Raw genomic sequence first — 15669 nt, forward strand, 5'->3', positions numbered from 1 at the left:
TGAAAATATTCCCACAGAGTTACTGGAATCAGCAAAAATTGACGGGTGTAACGAACTTCGTACTTTTAGCAGCATTGCGTTTCCAATTGTAAAACCGGGATTTGCAGCGCTGGCGATATTTACCTTCATTAATACATGGAATGATTATTTTATGCAGTTAGTTATGCTGTCTTCCAGAAAGAATTTGACAATCCCCCTTGGTGTTGCAACCATGCAGGCAGAGCTTTCCACAAACTATGGATTGATTATGGCTGGTGCAGCCCTGGCAGCAATTCCTATCGTTGTAATATTTCTGATTTTCCAGAAATATTTTACACAGGGAATTACCATGGGAGCCGTTAAGGGATAAGGTGCAAAATTTAAGGGAAGCTATCAAAAACACGAATATGATGAAGTATCATAGTGTTGCAGGATGGTTTCCCTTTCCTTGCGTTGAATTGCAATCTGTTTATATCAAACACGCCTTAGAGTGTGTTTTAAAATTCATTCCTGCCATCTGCACGCCCCACTTTGCGGCATATTTGCCCCGAATTCAGGTTGCGTAGCCCGCTACGCGCCCTTCATCCGGGACAAATCTACCACAAACTGTGACACACATCTGTCAGAAAGCAATTTTCAAACACGCTCTAGAGCAAAAGAAAGGACTTATAAAATGATCTATGATAATTTAGAGAATATACAGCGATACCGCGGGATATCGCAATACCTGGACCGGGCCATTGACTTTATAACGATGAGTGATCTTCAATTATTACCCCTTGGAAAGACAGTAATTATGGGGGAGAAAGTATTTGCTAATGTGATGGAAGCCCAGGCCCAGGAGGAATCAAAAGGTAAATTTGAGATTCATAAAAAATATATGGATATTCAGATTGATATAGAAGGAACGGAAATGATTCAGATTGGTTTAGGGGAGTCTGAAATATTGGATTGCTATAATGAAAAAACAGATTTCGGCACAGTTTCCTGCGCCAGGTCTGCTTCTTGCGTTATGGGGCCGGGGCGTTTTATCGTTTGTATGGGCGAGGAGCCGCATAAGCCGGGAATCTTGCAGGATGAAAAGCCATATCTAAAAAAATGTGTAATTAAGGCTGCAGTTAGCTAAATGCATTATATTTGAAAAGTGAGGAATCTGTATGAAAATAGCAGTGCTGGATATAGGGGGGACATCCATAAAATCAGGTGAATTTATGGATGGACGATTATGTAATATAAAGGAAACGGATACCAATGCCCAAAATGGCGGGGCTTATGTAATGGAAAGGGCAGTGGAAATACTCAAGGGATACAAAGGATTTGACAGGATTGGGATCAGTACTGCAGGACAGGTGGATTCTTCCAGAGGCTGTATCCGTTATGCCAATTCTAATATTCCGGGTTATACGGGAATGGAAGTGAAGCGGATTATGGAAGAAAAATTCCATGTCCCTGCAGCAGTTGAAAATGATGTAAACGCTGCTGCACTGGGCGAGGCAAATTTTGGAGCCGGACGGGAGTTTGCAGATTTTCTGTGCCTGACTTATGGCACCGGTGTAGGCGGGGCTATTGTTATTGACCACAAGATTTATAAGGGCAGCAGATTTTCGGCAGGAGAGTTTGGAGGCATGGTGATTCATCCCGGGGACAGGGATATATCAAAGGATATATTCAGTGGCTGTTATGAGCGGTATGCTTCCACAACAGCGCTGGTAAAAAATGCAATGCTGCTGGATGAGAGTCTTAGTAATGGAAAAAGGATATTCGAACGGCGAAAAGAGGAAAGTGTGGCTGAGATTATTGATGCCTGGATAGAAGAAATTGTACTGGGACTGGTCTCACTTACACACATATTTAATCCTTCCTGCATAATTTTAGGCGGAGGGGTAATGAAACAAAAATACATACTGGATAAAATCTGTAACATTCTGTATAATAATGTCATGGAGAGCTATCGTGACGTAAATATTAGACAGGCACAGTTAGGGAATACAGCCGGATTATTAGGGGCTGTACAGATAGCCTTGGATTTAAAGGGAGATTGAGAATAAATACCAAGGAGGTGAATAGGTGGATAACACAAACATCGTTTTAGAGATTCAGTCATCTTATAATCAATTTACAAAAGCGGAGAAAAAGGTGGCGGATTACGTAATTAAGAATCAAAGTAAGGTATTGTATATGTCGATAACAGATCTGGCAGATGCCTGTAAGGTGGGTGATACCAGTGTATATCGGTTCTGCAGAACAATGAAACTGCAGGGATACCAGGAATTCAAAATGCGGTTGTCACTCAGCCAGGGTGCTACTTCCAGCAGCAGTACCAAGACAGTACTGGAAAGCAGGAGGTTTGATGACAGCCTGGGAGAGATGGCAGAAAAGGTTCTGCAATTACATTTAGCTGCAATTAAAGAGACTTATATGCTGCTGAGCAGAGATAATTTTGACAAAATACTGGATATGTTCGAGCAGGCAAAGAGGGTTTTCTTCTTTGGGATAGGAGACAGTCTGCTGACTGCGGAAGAAGCAAGGAATAAATTTTTAAGAATTACCAACAAGGTAATCTGCATTACGGATCCTCATATGCAGGCCATGGCAGCGTCTATGACAACTGAAGAGGATCTGATCGTAATCATATCGTATTCCGGAGCAACAAAGGACAACATTCATGTGGCAAAGGTAGCAAAAGAGGCGGGTGCAAAGATTGCGTGTATCACGCATTTCCAGAAGTCACCGCTGACATCATATTCGGATGCAATCTTATTATGCGGTTCCAGTGAAGGTCCGTTAGAAGGCGGTTCCATGACAGCAAAGCTGAGCCAGCTGTATTTAATAGACTTGTTATATCAGGAGTTTTATGAGAGAAATTATGAAAGCTGCAAGTTCAATAATGAAGGGACCTCCCGGGCAGTGGTAGAAAAATTATTTTAGAAAGCGATTAGCTGTCTGTGAAAGTTTGCTTGCAAAATGATATATTTTATGATATGATTTTTTGAGTTTCAATTAAACAGAATGCTTTCAAAGCTATATGTTTGCCTGTTTCTGAATTAAACAGGAAAATATATAGCTTTTTCTTTGTGATTTATTTGAGGAGGTAAGATGTAATTATGGCAGTTAATCAAGATAAAATGAAAACCCGGGCTATTTTTCCGCTGCTGATGTCTATGGCAGTACCTATGATGCTTTCTATGCTTATGCAGTCACTGTATAATATTGTGGACAGTATCTTTGTGGCGAGGCTTGGACCGGAGGCTCTGACGGCAGTTTCTCTGGTATATCCGCTGCAGAACATTGTAGTTTCCGTGGCGGTGGGTATTGGTGTTGGAATCAGTTCCGCAATATCCATTAGTATAGGAGGCAAAGATTTTGAAAAGGCGAATAAGACAGCTTCCATCGGAATGCTGCTTACTGTGATTCATGCAGTACTGTTTTTAGTGGTCGGAATCGTAGTTACAAAGCCATTTTTAAGTATGTTTACTGAGAATGCTGTCATTTTGCAATATGGATGTGAGTATTCGTATATCGTGCTTTGCCTTGCATTCGGCTGTCTGCTTCAGATTAGTATGGAAAAAATATTTCAGGCAGTGGGAGATATGGTCACTACTATGGCACTCTTGGCCAGCGGATGCATTATTAATATCATATTAGATCCTATTATGATTTTCGGACTCCTGGGTTTTCCGGCACTGGGAGTAAAAGGGGCGGCTATTGCAACGGTAATTGGACAGATCAGTGCATTTCTTCTGTATGTGCTGGTTTACAGAAAGAAAGATATTGGAATTAAGATTTCCCTTAAATATGTAAGCTTTGATAAGGGTATTATAAAACAGATCTATTCGGTGGGGATACCGTCAACAATTATGATGGCGCTGCCGTCGCTGCTGGTCAGTATATTAAATGGGATCTTATCCAGGTTTTCAGATCTGCATGTTGCGGTTCTGGGTATTTATTTTAAACTACAGACCTTCATTTATATGCCTGCGAATGGCGTTGTCCAGGGGATGCGTCCAATCATCGGCTTTAACTATGGTGCAGGCGAGAAGAAGCGTATGAAGCAGACCGTTCATTTAAGCCTCCTGGTGGTCTTTTGCGTTATGTTGATTGGAACAATCGGTGCGCTGGTGTTCCCAAGGCAGATTCTGATGTTGTTTGATGCCACAGATGACATGATGAAGATTGGTACAGAAGCGCTGCGCGTGATAAGTCTGGGATTTCTGGTATCATCTATAGGAATTGTGAATTCCGGGACTTTTGAGGCATTGGGAAGAGGGAAGGAGTCCCTGATCGTATCACTGCTCAGACAATTTGTAGTGACGGTTCCGCTGGGATACCTTTTGTCAAGATCCATGGGAGCTCTTGGAATCTGGATTGCTTTTCCGGTTGCTGAGGTATTGGCGGCTGTCGTAGCGCATATATTATTAAAAAAGATTTATCGGAAAATCGCTTGCAGCAGCGAGGGTAAAAATAAAGATCCGGACTTGATTTGTTTATAATATTTTAACAGAATGTTTAAATTTGCAGGCGGCGTAAAGGTATACAATAAGAAATAACTGAGCTATAATAGAAGAAATATAGTATTAGATGACAGGAGGATTTGAAATGGATCATTATATGTCGATTTTAAAACAGTTTGGGGTCATTATGACAGTCGCTGGTGTAATTATTGGTATTATTATGTCGTTTGTAGTATTCTTTGCCTTCATGTCAAAGAAAAACGTAAACCGTTTTCATGGTTTCTTTGGCTGGCTTTATGATTATCTGCAATTTAAAAATTTTATTATTGAAGGGCTGTTAAAGTTCTTTTATGTACTTGGGGCGTGCGTCTGCACCACGGTGGGGGTATTTAATATTCTCTGCCTGCAAATGGTACTTGGGTTTGCAGTACTGATATTTGGTAATCTGATACTTCGTATTTTCTATGAATTTGCATTAATGATCGTGGTTATTTGCAGAAATGTAAGTGAAATTAATAAGAAAATGGGCGGCGGTGTCGACCATAGGACTCAGTTTAAAGAGTGTGAAATTCCTCCGATGCCGAAAAAAGAAGATTTTGTTATGAGAGATCCGCAAAAAGATGCTATGCGTGAAACGGCTGCTACCCAGAGCCAGCCAGTATATCAAAATACCGGAATCATGCAGCCGCAGGCGGTTATGAGTACAGCGGCTCCGGCAGCAAACACGGCGGCACCGGCAGTAAATACAGTACCGGCAGCAAACACGGCGGCACCGGCGGTAAATACAGTACCGGCAGCAAACACGGCGGCACCGGCGGTAAACACAGTACCGGCAGCAAACACGGCGGCTCTGGCGCCAAAAGAGGTTCTGTCCACAAGTAGTACCGCTGAAACGGCAGAATCAGAGAAGTTATCCACGGAAAAATCTGATATTGTGGATAACTCTAAGAAATTATGTCCGTCATGTGGAAATGAAGGCGGGGAACTAGATGCGTTTTGCAGCAGGTGCGGCAGAAAGTACTAAATGTCAGAAAAATTTAAGAAGCGTATTCTTGACATAAAAATTACCATATGATATATTGAATTTACATAAAAGGGAGTAGCCTAACCGAAAGGTGATTCGAAATCGTCAATACGATATTTTATATCCGTATCGAATGAAATGTGCAAGACTTTTATTGTAGCGAAGATTGCTGCGATAAGAGTCTTTTTATTTTGCTCTCTGAAACCGGCAGTCTTTGCAGTAACCTGACACCAGTTAAGGCCGCTAAAGGCCGAGAGAGGAGAAAGAGTATGGACAATGCAGAAAGAAATAACAGGGAAATTGAAGAAGCAATAATGGCGGGAAGAGCAGCATTACAAAGTTTGAACCGTGTAGACCAGTCATTAGCCAGTGCTAAAGGATTCGGAATATGGGATATGCTGGGAGGCGGTTTTATCAGCGGAATGCTCAAGCATTCCAAGATTGACAGTGCCAATGAAGAGATGGAAAATACCAAAATGCTTCTGCGAAAATTTCAAAAAGAGTTGCGGGATGTAAGTATGCATCCTGAGGTGCATATTGATATTGGCAGTTTCGCAGTATTTGCTGACTTCTTTTTGGACAATATAGTATCAGACTGGTACGTACAGTCCAAAATCAATCAGAGCAAAGAACAGGTTGAGGAGGCTATAGAGCGTGTAGAAAATGCACTTTATAGCTTGGAAAGAATGAAGCAGTAAAGAATGAAGCGGCAAAGAATGAAGCAGTAAATAATGAAGCAGTAAATAATGAAGCAGTAAAGAAGACAATCGTAAATAAATGACTCAGGAGGATTGGATATGGGATGTTTAGGAAATATTTTATGGTTTATTTTTGGAGGATTTATATCAGGTATCAGCTGGCTTTTGATTGGCTGCCTGTGGTGTATTACCATCGTAGGTATTCCGGTTGGAACCCAGTGTTTTAAATTTGCAGGCTTGTGTTTCTTTCCATTTGGAAAAGAGGTTGTATATGGCGGAGGTGTTGGCTCTTTATTGTTAAATGTATTGTGGCTGATACTATCCGGCATACCCCTTGCAATTGAATCGGCAGTTATCGGTGCAGTTTTATGCATTACCATTGTAGGAATTCCATTTGGATTACAGCAGTTTAAGATTGCAAAACTGGCATTGATGCCATTTGGTGCGAGAGTAGTTTAAAAAGAGATCGGCAGAGCTAATTGACGGGCCTGCCGGTTTTTTTGTGCTGTAAGTTCCTGTCATTCTGTATATTGGGTATAAGATATAGTAGAAAAACGGCTACAAAGAGTTTATAATAGATGTATTGAATAAAAAGGAGGCATTTTAGATGAAAGTTTCAATTTTATATGATTCACAAACTGGTAATACAAAAATGTTAGCAGATACGATATATAATTCGGTCAGAAATCTTGTGGATGTGATGTTCTGTGGAAATGCCGTGGATGCCAAAAGCGATGAGATTACAGATTCGGAGATAATATTCCTTGGATTCTGGACAGATAAAGGACAATGCTCAGATAAATTAAAAGGTGTATTGCCAATGCTGGGCGGAAAAAAGATTGCGCTGTTTGGAACGGCCGGATTTGAAGGGTCAGAGGAATATTTCCAGAAGATCTTATCCGGTGTGAAGGCCGCCCTTCCCCAGGACTGTCAGGTGGAAGGAAATTATATGTGTACGGGCCAGATGCCGGTGTCTGTACGAAAGCGTTATGAAGGAATGCAGGAAAAGGGCATGCCTCAGGCAGATGCTTTGATTCGAAATTTTGATCAGGCTTTGGGACATCCGGATGAAGAGGATCTGATTGGCGTTAAAAAGTTTGCATTAAGTATGATCAGGAGCTGAGTATGAAGATTATAATATCTCCTGCAAAGAAAATGGTGCAGGATGAAAATTCTATAGAATTTACTGATTTTCCGGCTTTTTCAAAACAGGCGGAGACATTACATAGTATATTAAAGAGGCTTTCTTATGAAGAGCTGAAGGGGATATTGAAGTGCAATGATAAAATTGCAGAGTTAAATTTCAGGCGGTACCGGAATATGAAACGGTTAGATGTACGCCGTGGACTTACCGGTATGACACCGGCTCTTTTGACATATGAAGGAATTCAGTATCAATATATGGCACCCCGGGTGTTTTCAGATCGCCAATGGGAATATGTTCAGGAAAATCTGCGTATTCTTTCCGGATTCTATGGGATACTAAAGCCCCTGGATGCAGTATATCCTTACCGGCTGGAGATGCAGGCTGCTTTGGCGGCAGGTGATGGGAAGAATCTTTATCAGTTCTGGGGCAAACGCATTTATCGGGAGCTAGTTAAGGATGATAAGGTAATACTGAACCTGGCATCCAAAGAATACAGCAAAGCAGTAGAACCATTTCTGGAGCCCGATGTTCGGTTTGTTACCTGTGTATTTGGAGAAGCGGTGGAAAGTGATCAGAACCGCAGAATTCGGGTGAAAGGGACCCAGGCAAAAATGGCAAGAGGGGAAATGGTCCGCTGGCTTGCAGAAAAACAGGTGGGGGAAATATCCAAAATCAAAGAATTTAAAGGTTTGGATTATTATTTTTCCCAACAGGATTCCAGCGATAATATATTGGTATTTTTGAAAGACGTAAATAAGGACAGGCAGGAGAAGAAAGAGGAGACAGGATGCTGACAGAAATCAGGGAGATTGTAAAAGAAGCAGGGCAGATACTGAGAAATGCCCATGCCGGAAGCAAAAATATATCTGAAAAAAGTGGTTATGCGAATTTTGTGACTGCATTTGATTGCCAGATACAGGAATTTTTAGTAGAAAGATTAAAAGCGGTTTTTCCGGAAGCCGGTTTTATCGGAGAAGAAAATCATATGCAGGAACCTTTGGGGGAAGGGTATTATTTTATCATTGATCCCATTGACGGAACTACAAATTTTATTCATGATTATCATCACAGTTGTATTTCAGTTGGAGTTGCATATCAGGGGAAGGGTTTTGCCGGCGTTGTATATAATCCTTATCTGGATGAGATGTATTGGGCTAAGAAGGGCGAAGGGGCATATTGCAATGACGGGCGCCTGACGGTAAAGGATGTCTCTCTTGAGGAGAGTATTGTGGCTTTCGGATGTGCCAGGTATAACTCAGAAGAAACGGACCGTTCCTTTGATTTTGCCAAGAAATTGTATCTGCAGAGCCATGGAATACGTAATGGCGGGTCTTCTACCCTGGACATCTGCCGGATTGCTTCCGGGAGGAATGGACTTTATTTTGAAATGCTGTTACAGCCATGGGATTACGCTGCGGCATCCGTTATATTGGAAGAGGCAGGCGGAGTCATTACTACAATGGATGGAACTCCGATTACCTTAGATGCACCCTGCTCCATTCTGGCAGGAAGTCCTGTAGTATGGGAGGAAAGCATGGGTTTATGGAATAAATAGCTGGTAAAAAATTTATTTTCTAACGCTGCCATTTTGTTATGCCAGCGGGAAAGGAGCGCGTATGAGAAATCATGAAGTTACTGCAAGCCAACCACTTCTTCAGAAAGATGGCAGTCTTACGGAGCCAGGGTGGTCCAGACTCCAGGTTCAGATTTATGACAGAAGCAAAATTAAGGCTCCGAAATTTAGAATTAAGGAATGGGATTATTATTTGGTTCTGAATCAGGATTTCGCAGCGGCATTTACTATTTCGGATGATGGTTATATTGGACTTGAATCGGCGTCGATTCTGGATTTCACCAGACCCTGGGAACATACCGAAACGATCTTAAAGCCGTTTACCATGGGAAGGATGCACCTGCCTTCTAATTCTATGGAAGGAAATACCAGTTATCATGACAAAAAGATGCATATGCGTTTCGAGGTACAGAATGGAAAGCGGAGAATCCGATGTAAGTGGCCCCGCTTTTTTGAAGGGAAAGAATTTTCCTGTGATATTATATTGGAGGAGACACAACAGGATTCTATGGTAATTGCCACTCCATGGAAGGAAAAGAAAACAGCTTTTTATTATAATCAGAAAATAAATTGTATGAGAGCAAAAGGCAGGATGCGGCTGGGGGATCGGGAATTTATCTTTTCCCCGGATACGGATTTCGGAACACTGGACTGGGGACGGGGCGTCTGGACGTATGATAATAACTGGTATTGGGGATCCGGAAATGGTGTTGTTAACGGGAAGCCATTCGGATTTAATATCGGATATGGATTCGGAGATACCAGTGCGGCATCAGAGAATATCCTTTTTTACAATGGAACCGGGCATAAACTGGATGACGTTGTCTTTCATATTCCATCTGACAGTTATATGAAAAACTGGACGTTTACATCCAGTGACGGGCGGTTTGAAATGGAATTTGAGCCGGTTATAGACCGGGCTGCCAAGATGGATGTAATTGTGGTGGGTACAGATCAGCATCAGGTATTTGGAAAAATGAAAGGGCGGGCTGTCCTGGATGATGGAACAGCGCTTGAGATAAAAGATTTTATGTGTTTCGCTGAATATGTCCACAACCGGTATTAAACGCGTATGAATAATTGTCCGGACAGAGGTATTTTGATACACGTAACAAGGATAATAAAAGGGAGTAAGTGACCATCAATGGGGAAAGATATGAAGATATTAGTGGATGCTGATGCATGCCCGGTAGTGAAAATTGTAGAGAAAGTGGCGCAGGAAAAGGAGATTCCGCTGATTTTGATTTGTGATACTTCACATGTAATGAGTTCGGATTATGCACAGGTAATTATAGTTGACAAAGGGGCAGATTCAGCAGATTTTGCCCTGATCGGAAAGTCTGTCAGAGGGGACATTGTGGTAACACAGGATTATGGTGTTGCGGCAATGGCCCTTGGCAAAGGGGTGTATGTGATGCACCAGAGTGGTAAAGAATATACCAATGAGAATATAGACCAGATGTTGTTTGAACGGCATATGTCTAAGAAGGCCCGGAGAAGTTCATCCAAATTCCATGGGAAAGGCCCGAGGAAGAGGACTGAGGAAGACGATATTCGTTTTGAAGAGGCTTTTCGAAGGCTTGTGGAGAGAGCTATTGCCAAAGAATGAAGCTTTGGCATGGATACTAATAATGCTGTGAGGGAAAGATCCTTTGTATAGTTGCATAAAATTATCCGGGGTATTAGATAAATTACCTACAGCATAACACTTGACAAAGATTGTATACAATTATACAATAATTTGGTATCTGATAATGTAGTCATGTGCGGCGTTTTCTAAGCAGCCATTGGAATTACTGGCTTTTTAGAAATTGCTGTACCAGCCGGCGTATGAAAGTGCGCAAATCATTGTTTGAAAGAACATGGTATCACGTATGAAAAGGAGAGATTATGCAATTACTGGGTCAATTTGGGATTATTTTGATTGTTACCTTTTTAGGGGAAATGATGCATCACTTTATACCCCTTCCGATACCGGCCAGTATTTATGGTTTGGTATTGATGCTTTTTTGCCTGTCAACGAAAATAATTAAACTTCACCGGGTGATCAATGCAGCACATTTTCTGCTGGATATTATGCCACCCATGTTTATTCCAGCCGCGGTAGGCCTGATTGTGGTCTGGGGGGATCTGCAGAAGATTTTACTTCCAATCGTCGTTATTACATTTGTGACAACGATTATTGTTATGGTGGTAACAGGAAAGTCATCTCAGAAGATTATTCAAAAACAGCGAAAGGACAGGGAAAGCAGTGAAAGAATTTCTATGTGAATCCGTTTATTTTGGCGTTGCAGTATGTATCTTAGGATATGTATTAGGGATATTGATACGGAAAAAATTTAAGAAGGCAGTTTTTAATCCGTTGCTGATATCCATTATATTTGTTATTTTGGTGATTAAACTCCTGGGTGTGGATTATGACAGTTTTAATGAATCCGCAAAATATCTCAGTTATCTGCTGACTCCTGCGACGGTCTGTCTGGCGATACCGCTATATCAGCAGTTGGAGCTTTTGAAAAAGAATATGGTGGCGGTAACTTTTGGAATCGTGTCCGGAGTACTGTCCAGCTTAGTCAGCGTGCTGGCGCTGGCATATTTGTTTGGACTTGAACATCAATATTATGTTACACTATTACCAAAGTCTATCACGACTGCAATTGGAGTGGGAGTGTCGGATGAATTAGGCGGAGTTACGACAATTACGGTGGCTGTTATTATTGTAACCGGTGTACTTGGAAATATTGTTGGGGAGCTGGTGTGCAAGTTATTCCGCATCTACGAACCAATAGCGGTAGGGCTGGCACTGGGCACCTCTTCACACGCAATCGGAACATCAAAAGCGCTGGAACTTGGAGAGGTAGAAGGAGCAATGAGCAGTTTGTCAATTGCGGTTTCCGGTATATTAACCGTAGTGGGAGCCTCGATTTTTGCTAACTTTCTGTAAAGCAAGATTCTCAGCTGATACGCCTTTAATAATACAGGGATAGGGGGCAGTTATGCGTAATTATAATACGATTATTATTTTGAATCCTGAAAAGGACCGGGTACTATTTTGTAAAAGAATGAATGATCCGTATGAGGGTCTGTTTAATTTTGTAGGAGGAAAAATAGAACCGGGAGAAACCTCAGAGGATGCGGCCTACCGTGAGCTGGAGGAAGAGACCGGTATCGGCAGGGAGGATGTAGAGTTGTATTACTTTATGGACTTTTGCTGGCACCTGCAGGATATGAGAATGGAAGTATATGCTGGAGTGTTAAAACATGATGTCACACTCAAGCCGGAAAAGCATCCGCTGCATTGGCTGGGATTTGAAGAGAATTTCTTCAACATGAAAAAGTTTGCCGGGGAAGGCAATATCGGCCATATGCTGGAAATTCTGAAAATGTCTAAGGAGATATTCGGACCGGTGCCTATGACGGTGGAAGAGTTAATAAATAAGGGCTGTATCTGTATGCAGAATATAGATGAGGGATTCCGGGATTATGACTGGGTGTATTTAGAAGGATCCAAAGATGATCTGTATCAGTATCTTCAGGATAAAATCATAGAAAATGGTATGGAGAATTCTTATCTGGATTTTTATTATGGCAGTTTAAAACAGGATGAAAGAGATCGTATTCAGACAGTGTTAAAACCCGAGGAAATAGAATATCTGGAGAAATTGTGCTTAAAGGAGGATCAGATCTATTTTACCATGACACAGGAGTTGTTTGAGCTGGCATTTCGGCTTTCCGAATCTGAGGCGCTCTTTAGCAGTTTTTATTTTGCAAAGGAGCCATGTTCTGTCTGGAGTAATTACGGTCATAAATTTGTGGTATTTACAAGTAAGAAATGATATGAGAACATAAGTGCCCTGGCCGCAGTTTTGCGTCAGGGCACTTATGCTGTCTATTATACTGTTTTGGCAATATTCAGGTGGAAACGCTGAACACAAGTATTCTGTGAAAAGGGCTTTTTAATTTTGTACATATAAGATTTGAATATTGTACATGTACAATTTTGAAGGATTCCTATAAGGTAATAATTGTAGTAAAAAAAAATGGGAGGAAAAAGATGAAATCAAAACAATTTATTTATGGTACTTTGACATTTGCAATGGTTTTCTGTTCTGCGGGGTTTTTGGCAATGGCAAAGGAAAACGGGAAAAGTAATGATTACCAGCAGGAAGTGGATGCAGGAGAAATGAGTGTTACGGCAAACAGTGAGCACAGAGGGGCTGAAATTGCAAAAGCATTTGACCGGGACAGGAACACTTTTTGGGACGCCGCATGGGAAGCGGGGGACAAGGGGTTAAACGAAAAGCCCATTGTAGTTGACGTGGATTTTGCTGTGCCTAAAATGATTTCCAGGCTCGTTTATACACCCAGGCAGGATAACAATCCAAATGGGCAGATTCTGGAATACTCCATATATGGGACATCACAGGATGGAGATACGGTTACCATTGTGGAACAGGGATCATGGGAAAATAATTCCAGGGATAAGGAAGTAGTACTTGGTGGGGAAGCTCCGCTGTCCTCTGTTCAGATTCAGATTAAAAAGGGCAGTTTAGGGAGTGGCGTTTCAGAGACAGCAGCAACCGCAGCGGAGTTTACCTTTTATGAAACCGTTAAAAAGGCTGGTATCAGCCAGCAGACTATGGCGTTGACAGAAGGAGAGAGTAAAACACTTCAGTTAACGGAATATACCGGACAGAGAATCACATGGAACAGCAGCAATCCCGGGGCAGTAACGGTTGGAGAAGACGGTACGGTAACGGGGATAAAAGAAGGGACCGGAACGATAACCGGATATACGAAAGCTGGAGAATCAGCATTCTGTGAAGTGAGTGTATCGTCAGCAACAGCACCTGAAATTCCCGGAAAGGTTCTTATATTTGAAGATAACTTCAGTGGTGATGCGTTGGATCTTACAAAATGGAATAACTGGTGTGTAGACTTAAAAGAGTCGGGATTATTCCGATACGGAAATTCACCGGAGATTGCGGTTCATCCTGATAATGCATATGTAAGGGAAGGAACCTTACGGCTGCTTGGAAGTAAAGAAGATACGTTTTTTGACGGACAGACAAGCCATTATCGTTCTGCGATGGTGCAGACAAGAGATAAATTAGAAGAAAAATATGGATATGTAGAGGCAATGGTTAAAATCCCGGATGTACCGGGAAGCAATCCGGCAGTGTGGACAATGCCTCAGGCAGATGAAGTAAATGGCGGCTGGCTCTGGGGAGATGAAAAGAATTTTGGTGCCGAGATTGATATTCTGGAAAGGCCTCATCCGAAAGGAGCACCGGAATATGCAGGACTTGCTGAAAAATACTGGATTACCATGCATTATGACAACTATACATATGATCCACATGAGAAATACCATACACAGCCAACTATAAAGAATCCATATAAGTGGCATAAGTTTGGGATGGAATGGACACCTGAGTACATTCATTTTATGCTGGACGGAGAGGTAGTGGCAACACAGGTAAATAATGTGCCCAATACTCCGGAAATCTTTATTTTAAGCTATGGACTTGGGGGCTGGATTGGTACTATTGCAGATGAGTTTCTTCCGGCTGAAATGGAAGTGGATTATGTCAGATGGTATAAATAGTAAAAAGTTTAAAAAAAGGACATGCAGCATTTTAAAATATGGCATGTACGAAAACCTAAAATTGTATTATTTTATAAATATAAATCAGAGAGAGGAGTATTATAAATGAAAAAGAAAAAAGCAGCAGCAGTTCTGTTATCGGCAGCAATGGTTCTTTCACTTGCAGCATGCGGTACGGGCAATAATAGTTCGGATAAGGCGGCTACATCAGGCAAAGAGGTTACCGAGGCTCAGGCAGATTCAGAAACGAAGGGGGCCGAAGAAAGTAAGACAGGTGAAACACAGAAGATCACCGCACTTGTACAGCAGTCCAGGAATTTCCCGGGTCTGCAGAATATGATTAAAAAGTTAGAGAAGGAAGAGAATATTAAAGTGGATGTTCAGGTGGTTCCGGATGATGAGTCACTGAACATGATTAAAATGAAACTGAATTCCGGTGAGTGTCCGGACTTAATCGATTACAATGTGCCTGCTATTTATGACATCGTGGATCCGGCTGCTAATTTTGCAGATATGTCCGGTGAAGAATGGGTAAGCAAATTAAAGATACCGGAAAATGTAACAGCAGATGATGGTAAAATTTATGGATTTCCGTTCCTGTCCGTACCAGGGGTACATGGATTTACTTATAACGAAGATGTATTTCAGAAGTGCGGCGTGACTGTTCCAAATACCTGGGAGGAATTCCTGGATGTATGCCAGAAGATCAAGGACAGCGGAGTAACACCTATTTTTATGCCAAAGGACACTTGGGTTCCCCAGGTTCTTATGACCGATAATTTTGCGAAGACCCTTGGTGATGAGAAAGTGAAAGAGTTCAGCGAAAAGATAATGAAAAATGAAGCAAAATGGACGGATGTTCCTGAGTTTGCAGAAGTAATTGATAAATACTTAAGCCTTTATGAAAAAGGATTTATGAACGATAATTTTGCTTCCGCTACTTATGACGATGCTATTCTTGCGGTTGCCGAAGGTAAAGCAGCCATGCATTTTAACGGTGATTTCTTTGCAGCCTCAGTGCTGGAGGCTAATCCGGAAGCTAAGATAGGAATGTTCGCAATGTCTATGAAAGACGGCGTGGATGTAATGACAGAGAATATGTCATCTGCTGGTTTTGTAGTTTATAAAAATTCTAAGAATATGGATACCGTTAAGAAGGTGCTGAATCTCTGGTCAACTCCTGAATATG

Annotated in this window: 18 protein-coding genes and 1 pseudogene; 18 read left to right on the forward strand and 1 reads right to left on the reverse strand. The window is 41.6% G+C overall.

Translation table 11 applies throughout. The features are described from left to right. The coding region (locus tag RHS_RS25625) for an ABC transporter permease subunit (RefSeq protein ID WP_047834780.1) at window positions 1-349 on the forward strand (349 nt) is incomplete at its 5' end. Window positions 350-448: 99 nt separating this feature from the next. On the opposite strand, the pseudogene RHS_RS32000 reads toward RHS_RS25625, so the two are convergent. Continuing rightward, a pseudogene (locus RHS_RS32000) lies at window positions 449-598 on the reverse strand (DUF6783 domain-containing protein). 54 nt (window positions 599-652) lie between these two features. Between RHS_RS32000 and RHS_RS25630 the strand changes: the two are divergent. The 17 genes from RHS_RS25630 to RHS_RS25710 all read left to right on the forward strand — a co-directional run. Then, window positions 653-1105, forward strand: coding sequence for a YhcH/YjgK/YiaL family protein (locus RHS_RS25630; RefSeq protein WP_047834781.1), 453 nt, complete (start codon window positions 653-655; stop codon window positions 1103-1105). A 31-nt stretch (window positions 1106-1136) separates the two neighbouring features. Then, a complete protein-coding gene (locus RHS_RS25635) occupies window positions 1137-2021 on the forward strand; it encodes an ROK family protein (protein WP_047834782.1) in 885 nt (294 codons plus the stop codon). 25 nt (window positions 2022-2046) lie between these two features. After that, window positions 2047-2907: a MurR/RpiR family transcriptional regulator gene (locus RHS_RS25640; RefSeq protein WP_027295647.1), complete on the forward strand. Its 861-nt coding sequence runs from the start codon at window positions 2047-2049 to the stop codon at window positions 2905-2907. A 176-nt stretch (window positions 2908-3083) separates the two neighbouring features. Further along, window positions 3084-4469 carry an MATE family efflux transporter gene (locus tag RHS_RS25645; protein WP_044289611.1) on the forward strand — a complete coding sequence of 462 codons (1386 nt, stop codon included), beginning with the start codon at window positions 3084-3086 and terminating at the stop codon, window positions 4467-4469. Between the two features lie 106 nt (window positions 4470-4575). Then, window positions 4576-5454, forward strand: coding sequence for a DUF4282 domain-containing protein (locus tag RHS_RS25650; RefSeq protein ID WP_044297682.1), 879 nt, complete (start codon window positions 4576-4578; stop codon window positions 5452-5454). 269 nt (window positions 5455-5723) lie between these two features. Next, on the forward strand, window positions 5724-6152 hold the full coding sequence (locus RHS_RS25655) for a hypothetical protein (protein WP_027295649.1): 429 nt from the start codon (window positions 5724-5726) through the stop codon (window positions 6150-6152). Window positions 6153-6251: 99 nt separating this feature from the next. After that, entirely contained in the window at window positions 6252-6611 is a 360-nt protein-coding gene (locus tag RHS_RS25660) for a YccF domain-containing protein (protein WP_027295650.1), read from the forward strand. Window positions 6612-6759: 148 nt separating this feature from the next. Then, a complete protein-coding gene (gene bilS, locus RHS_RS25665; RefSeq protein ID WP_044297681.1) occupies window positions 6760-7275 on the forward strand; it encodes a flavodoxin family protein BilS in 516 nt (171 codons plus the stop codon). Window positions 7276-7277: 2 nt separating this feature from the next. After that, window positions 7278-8093, forward strand: a complete 816-nt coding sequence (gene yaaA / locus RHS_RS25670; RefSeq protein ID WP_044297680.1) for a peroxide stress protein YaaA — start codon at window positions 7278-7280, stop codon at window positions 8091-8093. Then, entirely contained in the window at window positions 8087-8854 is a 768-nt protein-coding gene (locus tag RHS_RS25675; protein ID WP_027295653.1) for an inositol monophosphatase family protein, read from the forward strand. Before yaaA ends, RHS_RS25675 begins: the two co-directional genes overlap by 7 nt. A gap of 61 nt (window positions 8855-8915) precedes the next feature. Beyond that, a complete protein-coding gene (locus RHS_RS25680; protein ID WP_047834783.1) occupies window positions 8916-9938 on the forward strand; it encodes a DUF2804 domain-containing protein in 1023 nt (340 codons plus the stop codon). Window positions 9939-10028: 90 nt separating this feature from the next. Continuing rightward, a complete protein-coding gene (locus RHS_RS25685) occupies window positions 10029-10481 on the forward strand; it encodes a YaiI/YqxD family protein (RefSeq protein ID WP_027295655.1) in 453 nt (150 codons plus the stop codon). Between the two features lie 281 nt (window positions 10482-10762). Next, a complete protein-coding gene (locus tag RHS_RS25690; RefSeq protein ID WP_047834784.1) occupies window positions 10763-11143 on the forward strand; it encodes a CidA/LrgA family protein in 381 nt (126 codons plus the stop codon). Beyond that, a complete protein-coding gene (locus RHS_RS25695; protein WP_027295657.1) occupies window positions 11124-11816 on the forward strand; it encodes an LrgB family protein in 693 nt (230 codons plus the stop codon). The genes RHS_RS25690 and RHS_RS25695 overlap by 20 nt, the downstream gene beginning before the upstream one ends. A gap of 52 nt (window positions 11817-11868) precedes the next feature. After that, entirely contained in the window at window positions 11869-12708 is an 840-nt protein-coding gene (locus RHS_RS32005) for an NUDIX hydrolase (RefSeq protein ID WP_395023540.1), read from the forward strand. Window positions 12709-12926: 218 nt separating this feature from the next. After that, a complete protein-coding gene (locus tag RHS_RS25705; RefSeq protein ID WP_047834785.1) occupies window positions 12927-14480 on the forward strand; it encodes a discoidin domain-containing protein in 1554 nt (517 codons plus the stop codon). A 105-nt stretch (window positions 14481-14585) separates the two neighbouring features. Beyond that, on the forward strand, window positions 14586-15669 hold a 1084-nt coding region (locus tag RHS_RS25710; protein WP_047834786.1), incomplete at its 3' end, for an extracellular solute-binding protein.

Origin of the sequence: Robinsoniella sp. RHS, assembly GCF_001029355.1 — a bacterium.
GTDB classification, from domain to species: Bacteria; Bacillota; Clostridia; order Lachnospirales; family Lachnospiraceae; genus Robinsoniella; species Robinsoniella peoriensis.